The 16,313-nt window shown below is 37.0% G+C and carries 2 protein-coding genes and 1 pseudogene; all 3 read right to left on the reverse strand.

The annotated features are described in order from the left end of the window. Positions 1–217 precede the first annotated feature (217 nt). Positions 218–1,189, reverse strand: coding sequence for a PorP/SprF family type IX secretion system membrane protein (locus tag BZARG_RS14920; RefSeq protein ID WP_008639862.1), 972 nt, complete (start codon positions 1,187–1,189; stop codon positions 218–220). 36 nt (positions 1,190–1,225) lie between these two features. Next, positions 1,226–15,046 (reverse strand): T9SS type B sorting domain-containing protein, encoded by a 13,821-nt coding sequence (locus BZARG_RS14925; RefSeq protein WP_008639833.1) that lies wholly within the window; start codon positions 15,044–15,046, stop codon positions 1,226–1,228. A gap of 76 nt (positions 15,047–15,122) precedes the next feature. Then, a pseudogene (locus BZARG_RS14930) lies at positions 15,123–16,313 on the reverse strand (PorP/SprF family type IX secretion system membrane protein); the annotation flags it as partial.

Consider the following 16,313-nt stretch of genomic DNA (forward strand, 5'->3'; position numbering starts at 1 on the left):
ATGTTTATTTAAAATACATTAAAATCAATTTGTCCGCTTTCCTAAAATAGTCAGCAGAAGTATTTTTAATCTTATTTACCTATAATTGGAGCTGTGGGCTTAATTTGATTTAATAATATTTAAGTGATTTAAAAAAGGATGTAAAACAAAAATCCCTAAGGCAATTGCCATCAGGGATTTTTTAGGTTGGTTGGTTAATTTTTAATTATACATTCAACTATCGAAGATAAGATTGCGTACATGGACAGTTGCTTATTCCTTGTAAAAAGTCAAAACCTATCGTTATCATGTGTGTTCCGGAATTATATCCTACCATATCGTTGAGCGTTACTTGATAAGCATAAGCAAAATAAAAATTGGATTGCTTAAGGCCAATCATAGGACCCAAATTTAAAGGGTCAAAAAACTGATCATTAAGAAAACGGTATGAGACGCCTCCCCAAAAATAGTTATCTCGCTTGTCAAACTTTCTAATTTTTATATTGACATCTGTACTAGAACGGGTATCACTGGCAAAGTATTGAAAAAAGACAGATGGTTCAAATTCTAACAGTTTATTGGCTTTACTTTGAATAATTAATCCTGAATAAGCCTGGTAGTTTAAAAGTAAATCTGGCTCTATTCCTGTAAAATTATCAATATCTTTAGGTAAAATATTATTGACATTTAAGCTAAAATAAAATCCTTTATTTCTGTATAAAGCACCTACATCAAAGTTATTATTTGAAATAGCCCTGTCGTCAGTAACCCGCGGGTCAATTATTGGGGATTCATAATTAGTTTCAAAATCTTCAATCTTAATTCTAAAACTATTCAAGTTATAAGTAAGCCCAAATGACAAGTACTGCTTCGAGTAATGATCCAAAGTAAGGTGATGTGCAAAAGAAACTCTCGCTCCTTGTTGAACTGTAAGTCCATTGCTATCATTATACAATGAAATTCCAACACCAGAGCGACTTGCTATTCTAAAATCAGCATAAACAGATTGATTATCTGGTGCACCTTTTATTCCAACCCATTGTGTTAAACCATTAGCTCTAATTCTAAGGTTGTCACCAATTCCCGCATAAGTTGGAGAAATAACAAAAGGATTATCCGCCAAATATTGTGTGAAAACAGGCAAATTTAATTCCTGGCTATAACCTTGAGCTAGGACTAAAAAAAGAGAATATATAATTAGTTTTTTCATTTAAAATCGTATTAAAATTTATAACTCTTTTTCAGTTTATCTGTACAGTGTAAAGTGACCAACAAAATCTCTATCTTCTTTAGGATCATTTAATCTAACAACATACCAGTAATCTCCAGTAGGTAGTTCTTTTCCTTTATACAAACCATACCATTTTTCACCTAAACCTAAAGTTGCAATCTTACGACCATATCGATCGAAAATATCAAATTCAAGATTTGGAAAATGTATAGCACATCCTGGTCCCCATCCATCTAAAACACCATCGCCATTTGGCGTAAAGTAATTTGGAATACACACATCAATAAAATCAAAATACCTAGATGCAATAGCCACACATCCATTACTGTCTGTAACAGTTACTGTGTACGTTCCAGATTCCGAAATAATAAACGTGCTGGTACTTCCATAATCTACACCGTTAAGCGTATAAATATAGTCTCCAGAACCTCCTGTTGCTGTTGCAATGATTTCATTAATAACACCATCACTTATTACTAAAGTTAATGGATCAAAATGTTCTACATTGAAAAGTGGTGTTCTTTGAATACAACCATTAGTATGTCTCACATCAATATAATGATCGTTTCCAGACAGTACATCTATAAATACATTGCTTGCTTGATATGGCGCTCCGTTTAAAGAATAGTCTAATTGACTAGGATCAGTACTATCATCAACAAGTACCGTTACGACATTTCCTTGTGCATTGTTTACACAACCATACTCGACTTCAACTGTAGGATCGATATTAATAGAATCCTCCATATCTGTCACATCCAGTTCGTACTCACAACCATTAGCATCTCGCACAAAAACTATGTGATCTCCGCCAGCTAATCCTGTAAAAGTATAATCTGTTACGCCGGGAGCTAAAGTTGTATAAGGACCATTATAGTCGTCTAAACTTACTGAATAAGGTGCTGTTCCTCCCGTTATATCAACTTGAAATTCACCATTTAAATCACCCGAACAAATTTCATCAAGAATAGATAGCGGATCAACCGTTATGAATACTGGATCTGGTTCGGTAATTGTATGTGTCAGGTTTATAAAACATAGTCCGTCATCTACAGTAACTATGTAGGTTCCAGCTGCCAAGCCATTAAACTCACCACTATCGAAAAACTGATTCGATTGCGGCGATATTGCATATCTAATATCACCAGAACCTCCTGTTGCAGCTACTACTATACTTCCATCTCTTCCTCCAAAACACGACACATTTGTAAATGTATACGGAGCAGTTAAAGGGGTATCTGGTTCATCTATTTCAAAAGGTGCTGATGTTTCTGCACAGTCTACACCGCTTTCCACATAAACTAAATATGTTCCTGCTGCTAGATTAGAGAATACACCCGGGTTAGTTTGGGTTGGAGCAGGAATTATATTATTTCCAGCACTATCTTGTAAGGTGTAAGTATAGTTCCCTAAACCACCCTGTGCCACAGCATTAACTGCGCCTGTGGTTTCTCCGGTACAAACAAAACCATTAATTACGTCTATATCTATTTCTAAAGCTGGTAGTGGATCGATAGTTATCTGATTAGATATTACAGATATACAACCATTAGCATCTTCTACATAATATTGATACGTTCCAACAGGGACTGCAAATGGTCCTGTAGTTGTTGTAAATGGTCCAAAAACCGTTGTGAAATTAGGATCATCACTATACGTATATGGTCCTGTTCCTCCAGAAGCCGTTAACTCTAACGTGGCTTCAGTTAAACAAGTTTGAGATGTTACTTTCACCAAATCAGCTTCTATTGCTGTTGGTTCAAAAATTACAATTTGCGCGGTCGTGAAACTACAGTTATAGCCATCTTTAATAAGTACTTCATAAGTTCCAGCACCTAAACCTGTAAATACAGGATTCGTTGTTGGTCCAGACTCTGTATTTGTTGGCGTAAGTACATTTATTAAGGTATATGTATAATTACTGCCTTGACCTCCTGTAACATTAGACACTGTAATGGTGGCATTGGTATCACCAAAGCACAATAAGGTCGTTATGTCTGCTGAAACTACCGCGTTTATTGGATCTGGAATTGCTAATGATACCGTTGTTGTAGCTATACAACCACTGCTATCTCTAACGCTAACTATATAATCTCCAGCTACTAATCCTGTAAATTCAAAAACAGGGCTAAACGGCGTTATAATAGCACCACTTGTAAGTTCCAGTTGGTATTCATAACCACCTGGCCATCCACCAGAAGCACTTGCCGAAATTGTACCATCATTGTTTCCACTCACACAGGTAATTTCTGTATGGGTTGCAGTAACACCTAGAATATTAGGTGGTCCTGTAATTGTAAAGTTTTTAGTTATAGTACAAAAAGGCGTGTTCACTAAAGTCGCATTTATTGTATAGGTACCAGAAGCCAATCCTGTAACCGCAATAGGCCCTGCATTTGGCGTTGTTCCTGTTGCAACAACATTTCCAAGCGCATCAAGAACATCATAACTGAAAGGACCAGATTCATCTGTTGGGTTTGGCGATCTATCAATAAATGTCATATTAACACTACCATCAAGCGCATCCGAACAGGTAACATCTACTACAGAATCCACTGTAAGATCGAATGTGTTTGGTTCGTTTATATAGTGAACCGTTTGTAAACTACATCCGGTATTTAAATTTGTAACTGTGATGATGTAGTTTTCGACTGGTAAGCCTGTAAAAACACCTGTTGTATTTGTTTGAATAGATCCAGTAGAATCTTCTAATTCAAATTCTAAATCGGGTGTGCCACCAGTACTTGAAACTGTAACCGTTATGTCTTGATTATTTGTACAAGTAATACCCGTATCTACGGTTACCGTTAAATCATCTATAGATACAAAAGGTAAAATAGTAGCCGATGTACTTCCTACACAGCCATTATCATCATAAACATTAATATCGTAAGTACCACCTGCTAAATCAGTTTCGGTGTACACGTTATTTGTGCCAGATTGAACCGGAACACCAGCCGCATTAATAAACTCATATACGGTATATGTTCCTGAACCTCCTGTTACTGGATCTATAGTAATTGTGGCGTAGTTTGTAGCATTTGTTCCTGCTGTACAGCCATACTCAACAACTGAATCTACAGTAACTACTATTTGATTTGGCTCACCTACCGTAATAGTTTGTGTTGCAAAGCAATTTCTACCCGAATTAACTTGAACGGTATATGTTCCTTCTTCTAATCCTGTGAATACATTTGAGTTTTGAACTGGTGCCGTGCTTGGTCCAGCAATAATTTCATACGTATATATTGGATTATCATCGTTACCTGGTATTAAGTCTACCGTAATTAAACCATCATAACCTCCAAAGCATGTTGCATCGGTTGGTGTTAATGTAAAGTCGACTGGCGTTGGTGCTTCTAATGTAACCGAAGCATCATTTGTACATCCTGTAACCGTATCTTCTACTGTTATCGTATAGGTTCCTGAAGGCACCCCAGAGAATACATTTCCTGTTAAAGTGATTCCTGCATTTGGATTAATACTATATGTATATGTTCCGCTACCGCCTGTTGCTGAAACAGTAATTATACCGTCATCATCCGCACAACTTGCTAATGCCGTAACATTAGGTGTTTGATCTAAAGCTGGATAAATTTCAAAGGTAATAGGCACTGCATTAGTACAACCATTTCCATCTTTAATAGTAACGGTATAAGTTCCCGCTGAAGCCACTGTAAATGTTGGACTAGCTTGGAAGCCATTTCCTATAGAATAGCTAAATGGTGCTATTCCCGTCGGATTTGTTACCGTAAATTCAAATCCAGTTGTAACCGTACATTGGTTTATGGCGAATGCTGGAACCGTTGCTGTTGGCAAAGGGTCTGTATCTATAACAACATCAATTTGAGCTGTACAACCTTGACTATCCATAACCCAAACATCCCAATCGGTGCTCGTTGCTGGATCTAAAACAGCAGATGCACTACTAGAATAACCTGCTGCAAGAGGTGCTGAACCATCTAATACAAAAGCGTATTGATACGGTGCTGTACCCCCTGAAGCTTCAACTGTTACTTGCGCACCAAAATTACAATTGGCGTTAATATTAATTGTTTCTACTAAAGAAACAGCCGTAGGTTGGGTAACTTCAACTGTAGATGTTGCAGTACAACCAGTGGTTTCATCTGTAATAACAATTGTATAAGTACCTGCTGGCAAACCAGCTTCAGTAATAGTTGTATTAGTTTGACCAGTAACTGCTATGCCTCCATTAAATTCATAAGTAAATAAGTTAGAAAAATTAGCAACTTCAAATGTAACTTCACCATCACTAACTCCAAAACAACTTACATTGTCTACTACGAATCCTGAAACCGTAATATTCGTAACAGGAATCACTGTATAATCCTCAGTATAATAACAGCCATTAGCATCGCTAACTGTAAACACATACGTATCTGGTGCTAAACCTGTAAATATACCGGTTGTTAGGCCTGTTATGTTTCCAGTAGCTGTTGCTGGAGCAATTATTTCATAAGTTAAAGGACCTACACCATTAGTCGTGGTTAAAGTAACATCACTTTCCGTATTTATACATGTTACAGTTGTTGCTGTAAAGTCTAAATCTGTTGGTATGCTTAAAGCTGGAACAATAACATTTATTGGCGTACCTATAATACAACCGTTTGCATCTTTTACATGAGCCGTTACAGTCCCATCAACTGTTGTAGAATATGTGTTGGTTGTTGTATAATTAATACCATCAAAACTATAAGTATATGGAGCTGTACCGCCACTACCTGTAATAGTTATAATTGCAGGTTGGGTTGCGTTTCCGGCTCCACAAGTTAAGCCTTGCGTTAAATCTCCAGTACCAGTTACAAGAGTTGGTTCTGTAATAGTTACAGGTAATGTGCCATCACAATTTTTACCATCTCGAACGATAATCGTATACGTACCCGCAGCTAAACCTTCAAACAAGTTTGATGTTTGGAAAGTAGTTCCACCATCAATACTGTATTGGTAAGGAACTAAACCATTTGCTGGTGTTACGGTAATACTTCCATCGCTACCACCATTACAACTAACATTCGTATGAATTTCGGTAAGTGTTGGTGCTGTATTTGGCGTTACTACTACGCCACTTGAAATAGCTGTACAACCTTGTGAATCTGTAACCTGGAATATATAAGTTCCATCTATAGTCGCAGTATAAGTTGGACCAGCCAAAACAGTGTAAGTAGTTCCGCCATCAGTACTTACTTCATAGGTGTTGTACGTTCCTGTTCCACCAGAAGGTGTTAAAGTAATTGTAGCATCGGCTGTACATGTTAAATCGACATCTAAAACCGCATCTAATAATACTGGTGGCTCTACTAAAAGTGTATCGGTTGCAATACACCCATTCGCATCTTGAATACTTAATGTATACGTACCTGCTGCTGTAATTGTAAATGTTGGATCTGCTTGAAATGCACCTCCCATACTATAGGTTACACCTGAAGGATCAAATGTTGTTCCTGATAAAGTGATGTTAAATGGCGTACCGTCAAAACACACTTGAGGAACTGGGTCTATTGTAGGATCTGCGTCTCTTATAATTGTAACTGTATCAAACTTTTCACATCCATACGCGTCTTTTACATAAACATCGTAAGTACCTGCCGCTAAATCGAAGGTGTTTGGATTACCCCAATTTGCAAGAACTGGTGCGTTTCCAGAAGTAACTACTTGATATTGATACGGTGACGTACCATCAGTTGCAGTGGCACTAACACTACCAAGCTCGTTACAATTTTCGTTTGTAGGCGTTGATAAGGTTATACCTAATTCAATTGCAGATTCTGTAATATTAAAAGGTATGGTTACTGCACCACAACCCGCATTAGGACCAGATGTTTCCGTAATAACAACCACATAGTTACCAAAAGGTAATGGCCCTAGATTTACAACATCAAAAGTTCCATTTGCAGGAATAACAGCCGTTCCGTTGGTTCCTACTATTGGTGCTAAAGTGAAAGCATCAATTACTTCATAACTTACGTCTACATCTGTTCCATATACACTATTAATAGTAAATGAAACATTTCCATCGGCAGCTCCTGTACAGGTAATATTATTTTCTGTTACAGCGCTTGTTGTTAATGTTGAATTTGTTGGAATTGGAAGTAAAGCCGTTTCATAATAATAACATTTAGTATCATCATCATACACTATAAATGTATACGTTACACCAGGAATCAAACCTGTAAACGTAGTTGAAATTGGCGTGCCAGCACCTAACTGCCAAATAGCCGAACCTCCAGGTATACCATCCCATGTCATTCCTGACCCTGTATATATAGCAAAATAAAATGGCCCAACACCTGTCATAGTTGACGCCGCACCGATAGTCACATCTGCCGAACCGCCAGTGGCACAATCAACAGTAGGAGAAATATCTATATCCAAATCATCTGGCGGTGATGCCACCATAATATTTTGTTCTATAAGTGTACATCCGTTTGCATCGGTAATGATAATTTCATAAAGGCCGAAATCAACAACTTCAAAAACTTGAGTCGTACCGGTTTGATTGAGTATTTCTTCATCATAACCATTCGCACCTGTAACATGATAGGTATAATTAGGTGTGCCACCTATAACACTGTTTATTATAATTCTTCCTAAAGACACACCAGTTGAACTACATGTGATTGGGTCTACATTAAAATCTAAAACTATTGGATCCGGTTCGATAATAGTAATCGTTTCCGTATCCTCACAGCCTTTAGCATCGGTTACTGTAATAGTATAATCACCAGCAGCTAAGCCAGAGGTTTGTGTACCGTAATTAGTTCCTGTCGTGTCATTATTAACATTAATAACGAAAGGTGCTAAACCAAGTGTAGTATTAATTGTGATATCTAACGCGCCGGTTTCTTCGCCATTACAATTAATATCTTGTGATACTGTTACCGCTGTAATGTCTGGAATAGTAGCAGGATTAACGGTAACAGGTGCTGTTGTTTGAGTACAACCATTGGCATCGGTAATTAAAAATTGGTAAGTACCTGCAACAGTTGTTGTAAACGGTGATCCGGCAATAGGTGTATATGTTGTACCACCATCATCACTAACCTGATATGTATAAGCTGCATTACCACCTGAAACTGTAATATCAATAGAGGCAGCTTCGGGTAGAGAACACGTAATATCTTTAGTTAAAAGTGCACTTACACTTAAAGGAGCAAATACCTCAATATCTGTTGGGCTAACAGCTGTACAACCATTAGCATCCATTATGGTCACCGTGTAAGTTCCTGGTGTATTTACGGTAAACGTACCATTATTTTGGTAAGAAGCACCGCCATTAATACTGTATTGTAAAGGCGCTGTTCCTGTTCCTGTAGCTGTAAATGTAAAGCCTGATGCTACTGAACATTGGTTTGTAGGAATGCTTGGTACTGAAACTGTTGGCGCAGCTTCTGCTACTATAGTAACCGTTGTCATTTCCGTACATCCATTAGCATCTAGTACATAAACATCCCAAACTAAATCGGCACCTGAATTGGTATTAACTACAATCGGGTTAGCCGATGCGTAATCAGCAACAACTGGTGCTGTAGCGCCAGATAAAACTGCTGCATAGTTATAATTTGGTGTTCCATCTGTAGCCGATACTGAAATTTGAGAATTATAGTCATTACAATGTACATTGGTTGCTGTTGCTGTAAGAGCTAAAGCATCCGTTGGTTCCGTAATTGTAATGGTTTCTGTAGCTGTACAACCTGTGGCTGTATCGGTTACTTCAATAATATAGGTGTCATTATCTAAACCAGTAAGGTCTATTGGAGACGTTCCTGTTGTAACTGCTCCACCATTTATGGTGTATGTAAACCCTGTGGTATTAGTTACATTAAACTGTATTGCTCCGGTACTATCGCCAAAACATAACACATCGCTCAACTTCACTGCTGAAACTGTAATATTAATTACGGGATCAATAGTTAAAGATTCTGTGTGATAACAGCCATTTTCATCAGTTACAGTAAAGACATAGGTATCTGGTGTTAAACCTGTAAAGATACCTGATGTTGCGCCTGTTATATTTCCTGTAGCTGCTGCAGGTGAAATAATTTCGTAAGTTAATACGCCTACGCCATCTGTAGCGGTTAAGGTTACTTCACTATCCGTAACTAAACAGGTAACAGCTGTTGCTGAAAACGTTAAATCTGTTGGTCCGTTTAATTGTAAAATAATAATAGAATCGCCCGCCGTACAACCATTAGCATCTTGTACCGAATAGTTTATGGTCTGGTCTGTACCATTATCATTTACGTTTAATGTATTTGTTGCCGTGTAAGCAGATCCATTAAAACTATACGTGTATGGTGCTGTTCCTGTTGTTGGTGTATCAATAGTTACTACTGCTACTTGTGGTGTATTAGTGGCACTACAAGTAAAAGTTGTTGCCGAAGCAGAAACAACTAAAGCCGTTGGTTCTGTAATCGTAACCGAACCATCAAAAATACAGTCTTTAGCATCTTGAACTTGATAGTTATAAGTTCCTGCTACTAATCCAGTATATAATGACGTTGCAGTAAATGCACTACCATCAAAACTATAGGTATAAGGTCCAACGCCTCCTGAAGGGATAATTTGAACCGATCCTGTAGCATCCCCAAAACAAAGAACATTTACTACAGTTTCAGTAGCAGTTGGATTTACTATAGGATTAATCGTTATAACATCAGATAATGAGGTACAACCTCTATCATCCGTAATTTGGAATTGATACGTTCCATCTGCATTTGCAATATGCGTGAATGGTGATGTAACGGTTCCTAAATCGGTAAAAGCTCCGCCGTTATAAGATACTTCATAAGTATATGGTGCATAACCTCCCGAAATAGTTCCTGTAATTTCACCATCTGGCGAAACTGTACAATCTAATTCTTTAGTTATAGATGTGTTTATTGTTAACTGATCTTCAATGGTTTCAGTGGCTAAAATAACGGTACAACCATTAGCATCTCTAACTATAATATCATAACTGCCCGGTGTTAAACCAGCGAATGTATTATTTGTTGTAAATGCTCCGCCGTTAATATTATATTCATAAGGAGCTAAACCATCGGCAGCAGTAACTTCAATAGTTGCGCCATTGGTGGCATCATAACAATAGTCTGATGTTGTTGCAATACTTGCTGTTGGTGTTAAAGGTGCCAATATTTCAAGTGGGAAAGTATCCGAACAACCATTAATATCTGTTGCGCGAACAATATAATTTCCTTCAGGAACATTAGTTAAGATCCCATTACTTGGGAAAGTATTAATTAAAACCGATGCAGCATCTAATAATTCATAAGTAAATGCTGGCGAACCTCCCGTTGCTGTTGCTGTAACTGTAGAACCTACAAGACATGTAACTGGTGTCGCGGTTGCAGTTACTTCTAAAACTGAAGGAGCTTCAATAAGTTGCGTAAATGGCACACTACAACCTGCTGTAGCACCACCATCATAACTAACAAGAACATTATATGTTTGGGCTCCCAATCCTGTAATAATATAAGGTGATGTCATTTGCGTATTCCATGTAACACCGTTATCTATAGAATATTGATAGCCTATTGCAGGGTCATAATTTTGAGCAGATATAGTAATCGTTCCATCTTCTTCACCAGCACAAGTTACATTCGCTGTATTTAACACTTGAGCGCTAAAAGCATTTCCAGTTGCTACTACAAAAGGGAACTCAACTTCTGTTACACATACTTTAGGTAATTGGAATACCTTAATATCATCTATCGCAACATCGTTACCGTCTACTTGTTGCACATTGGATCTAACAATAAACTTTAAACTCGAGTTTGCACCAGGATCCAACGTCATAGGTGTTAACGGAAATTGAATCCAATTTTCTGTTTTAGGAATTTCTCCTGTACTAAAAGATGATATCTCATTTCCTCCTGCATCCACTAAAGCAACCGTTAAATCGGGGTTAGCTCCACTTCTACCCGTTCTGAGTAAGTTGATGGCAAAAAATTCGACATTAATAGGTTGATTAGGAATAATATCATTAATCTCCTTCTCATATAAAGATGCTGTTACTGGAATTTTATCACCAATATTAACAACTAAAGATCTCCCTTTCGGTATATTAGTAGGGTTTGGCGTATGATCTCCTGGTTGCAACCAAGTTCCAAATGGATGCATAACTTGAGAGGTTACCGAATAATCGCCGTCGTTGATATTTGGTGCACCATTACATTGTGTTGCTGCAACTTGTCTTTCAAAGCAGTAGTATGTTGTATTTATACCAGGCGACGTGGTGTCTTCACCATAGCCAAATGTTTCGTATAATAAATTACTAAATGTTGGCACAGAATTTAGCCCATACTCCACAGTAATTGTATGTGGGCCATCAGGCACATTTATAAATGTAGTTGGATCGGCTGTGTTTGTATTTTCAACACCATCTAAATAATACGTGTAGTCAAAATTACTAGTTCCTGGATTTGTTACCGTAACTGTTGCATTGGCAGAGCCATCACAATTATAATCTGGTTCGTTAACAGTAATTGTTGGTGCTACCGGTTCAGGGTCTAAAATAATTTCTGGCATAGCAAAAATACAACCATTGCTATCTCTTATATATAATGTATAAGTTCCAGGGGTAACATAAGCTTCATTTGTAGTAACCCATGTGTTCTGATTATCAAAACTATATTCATAAAGAGGTGTTCCACCTTGTGGATTGGTAATTCTAACCATTCCTTCTCCCGAAGGACCACATCCCGCCAATTCCGAAACGCCAGCGGAAGCTGTTAAAGCTGTATCTGGTTGCGATATAATTACGTCAACAGAATCTGTAAAACACTCAACCCCATTAATTTCGTATTTAATTCTCGTAGCATATGTTCCTTCAGTAAGATTTGAAAATGTAGAATTTGCGCTATATGAAACACCACCATCAATACTATAAGTAATAGTATAACCATTAGCATTTGTAACATCAAATTCAATGCTTCCTGAATTATAGCCATAACACAAAATATCGGTATGATCTACTGTAAAAACGGGTTGTGGAAGCGCTTCAACTGTAATTGTTGTTGTTGCTCTACAATTATTGAAATCTTGTACAACTATATCGTAAACACCTGGAGTTGTAACATCAATTTCTGCTGGCGTTTGAAATTGCGGATCTCCGTTAACAAAGTATATATATGGAGGCGTCCCTCCAACAGGATAAACTGTAATTTCACCATCTTCACAAGTTAATGGCGTTGTTAAAGCAGATGTAGCCACTAATAAATCAGGCTCAACTATTGATATATTTACCGTTTCAGTACAACCATCTTCCGTTGTTACAAGCCCGGAATAATCTCCTGGATTTAGATTTGGAAACAGATAATTATTTTCTGTAATTGGCCCTACACTATTAACTTCCGTCCCTGCATCATCGTACAACGTGAAGAAGTATTGTGGACGTACATCATTAGCTGCTAAACGAATACTCCCTTTATCGCCAAAACAAAGTGGTTGGTTTACTGTAGTTGAAACCGTAAAATTTCTATCTCTAATGGTAACATCTGGCACTGTAAAAACACATGGGTTCAGGTCAACAACATCTTGTCTAACATATACGGTATACGTACCACCTGTAACTATTTCAAAACTATTACTTGATTGAAAGTTTACATTATCAATACTGTATTCATATCCATTTGGTACGCCACCGACTGTTATTTGTCCTGGAGTTGTACATATTATGTCATTACTTGTAACTGTAGGGTTTAATATGTTTTGATAAACATTAAAGTAAAATTGACTAAAACATCCGTCATAATTAATGGTTATTCTAAATTCTCCCGCAGAATTAGCATTAAATGATCTACCTTGACCTACTTCACTCCATGTACAAGATACATTTTCATTAGCACAATTTATATTACCAACTGGGTCACAGCTTCCTTCATCCAATTGCTCCCAAATTATAGAATCTGCATCCGTAATATTTGTATCAATAAAATGCGAATCGTTTGCGCCACATAAAAATATATTGGGCAAATCTTTACCATTATTTGGGCAGGTAACAACTTGGTCCGCACCTTCACCTGCTGCAATAACTGGATTTACTAAAATTGCGTCATTAAAGTTAGTAACCTCAAATATTTGATCTATTGATTGGCAAGGAGCCCTCGCGTCATTATGAACATAGTATGTTCCCACTTCCGATACTGTAATCGTTTGACCTGTACCAATTACTGGTGTTCCAGTAGGACTGCTTGACCACGTATAACCATCGTAGTCATCTGCTGCTGTTAATTCTACAGTGTTTCCACAAAGAATAACACTTTCTCTAAAAATACAACCATCAACATCTGCTAAAAAATTGGTTGCTTGAGGAATTAATAAACAACCTGTATTAGTATTTACACTAGGATCGTCTGAGATTTCGAAACTAGGGTTTTGTATACCACTATAAGTAGCAAAAGCTTGATTTTGTATTATGTTAGAACACATATCACTTAATTCGTTACAGTTTTCAACTACCGAAACATGAATTCTAATTTCACTGATAGGGTCCTCTTGCTCTACAACAGAGTTATCAATATTGAATATGAGTTCTCTTATTGTTGGATCATATGTATGAGTTACACCTGGAGGTAGCGTACCTAAATCTGCTGGGTAATCAAAGTTTACATTAATAGGAAGGATATCTCTAATAACGAGATTATTGGCATCATCGTTTCCAACATTCTCAAAACCAATAACATAATTTAAGGAAGTTGATAAACCAACGGTTTGGTTACCAATATCATTTCCGGCATCATCTTGAACAACTTTAGTAAGTACTATTTTAGGTTCAATAACATCGACTGCAAAAGCAAAGAAATATGCAAAATATTGATCTTGTCTACTTTCCATAGTTATATTAGCGGAATTAGCGCTATTTCCTATAAGACTAGTGGCATTTGGAACAGGCATAATACCCGTATCAAAGCCTAAAGTATTGTAACTATCAGGTATTCTATTATTAACCAAACCATTAAGATCCGTAACTTTGGAGTTAAAAAAGTTGTTCCAACCTCTGTCGGCAGTAGACATATAAGATCCATTTATTAATAAACGATCTCGACTAATTTGTTGATCCCCTTCTAAAGCAGCAAATGCAAAATTGGCACGTACTGGAATTGGACCTGGAGGCGTGGTAAAGCCAGTAATTGGAACCGTAACATCATTAGCCGCATTTACAGAACTAAAACCATCAAAACTCGTAATATATTTACCTGGTAAGGATGGATCTTCATAAACCACAAATAAGGACCATCCTGCAGATTGTCCAGTTCCATTCCCATAATTTTGAGTCCTCCCCTGTTCTGTAGAAACATTTGCAACCGTATAATAGCCTAAATTATTACCCAAACCCGAAACAATGGCTGTTACATCCGCATAACAAGCATACGGTAAACTATTTCCAGTAACTGTTCCATTAGCATCATAAATGATTGTCCCAGTAATATCATTGTACCCACCTGTTGGTCCTTTAAATTTAACCTGTGTCTTCGGGGTACTCCCTGCATTTACCGCGCCCCAATATAATCCCGCATGAACTATTTGATAACAATCAATATTAGGCACTTCGAGTTCCGCACTACTTGAATTGAAGGTAGTAGAATCACCATCAATATCAACATAAATCATATTTACTGAAGCATTGGAAGTACTTCCACTGTAGGGATTTGAAGCATGTTCACTTAAAAGGTTATTACCAATAAGGCGAATATCTCCTTTTAAGGTTTGATCAAATCTAGGCGTAAATGGCACATAATTTTGAGCAAAAGATTGCAAGCTCAAAAGAAGTATGGTTACAATAAAGCCAATCTTAAAAAAAGTAGGTTTTTTCATGGTAATTATATTTTAAACCATTTCATCAACATTAGGGGTGTAATGAAGCGTAATTTGGTCAAATTGGTTGGTTTATTTAATTTTCAATTTTAACAACAGACATATTGCCATTGTATGGCTTATCGCCTTTTGTTTGTAATTTATTCATTGCTTCTTCTACATAATCAAACTTCTCATAATAAATATAATATTTACTTGAATTGACATCAAAGAAGAAATTAATGTTTTTCTGTCCAGTAGAAACGACTTTTTCCAAAAAGGCATCTCTATCTATAACATTGTCATGCACGGCAATGATCATATAAAAACCATTGTCCACATTTTGTACACTCTTTAAAATTTGCACATTACTGCTTTGTTTTTCACCAAAGTTAAAATCTTCAACAGCTAATGGAACAGAACTTATAGGCGTATTTTGTTTAATTCGTTGTAAAGAAGACTTGTCCTTTAAGAATCTATCTTTTTCATTATCGAATTGAGCACGTTTAATTCGTCGTTTTCTTTCTATTTCTGTTTGAATATTAATAGTTTCTAAAGTTGTAATTAGTCTAGCTTTAGCTTTCTCTAATTGCTGTTGTTCAGTTTTTATGTCTTGAATAGTTTCTAAATAATACTTACTAGTAGCATCACCTCTATTAGAACCTATTTTAATTCTTTGAATATATAAACTCTCCAACTCTTTTATTCTTTTATTACTTTCCGCTATCGCTGTATCTAAATCCGCTTGCAATGCTCCCAAAGCTCTATTTTCTGCTGAAATACTCTTAAATGGTTTTGGTTCTAAATAAATACCCTGCTCACTTAAGTCATTTTCCTCCTTAAGATCTTTCAGGTCTTTATTTTTAGAAATTACAATTTCATTTAATTTAACTAATAAAGCTTCTTGTTCTTTTCTAGTATCTTTAGTTGACTCTGCAATAGCAAACATTGATTTAGCCAATTCATCTTTTTGGGCTATTTGAAAATTTGCTTTAGCTTTTGCCTCCTCTAATAATCTTGCTTGTTCTTCTGCTCGAGCTTGCGCGGCTATCCCTGCTAATCTAGCTTCTTCATCCGCTTGAGCTTGAGCTGCTGCTTCCGCTGCTAGTCTCGCTTCTTCATCTGGTTCAGCTAGGGCCGTTACTTCCGCTGCTAATCTAGCTTCTTCATCCGCTTGAGCTTGAGCTGCTGCTTGTCCTGCTAATCTAGCTTCTTCATCCGCTTGAGCTTGAGCTGCTGCTTGCGCTACCAATCTTGCCTCTTCATCTGCTTGAGCTTGAGCCGCTTC

The organism is Bizionia argentinensis JUB59 (assembly GCF_000224335.1).
Taxonomy (GTDB): domain Bacteria; phylum Bacteroidota; class Bacteroidia; order Flavobacteriales; family Flavobacteriaceae; genus Algorimicrobium; species Algorimicrobium argentinense.

Coding starts and splice junctions, on each gene's coding strand:
- BZARG_RS14920 (WP_008639862.1), bottom strand. CDS start 1,189: ATGAAAAAACTAATTATATATTCTCTTTTTTTAGTCCTAGCTCAAGGT.
- BZARG_RS14925 (WP_008639833.1), bottom strand. CDS start 15,046: ATGAAAAAACCTACTTTTTTTAAGATTGGCTTTATTGTAACCATACTT.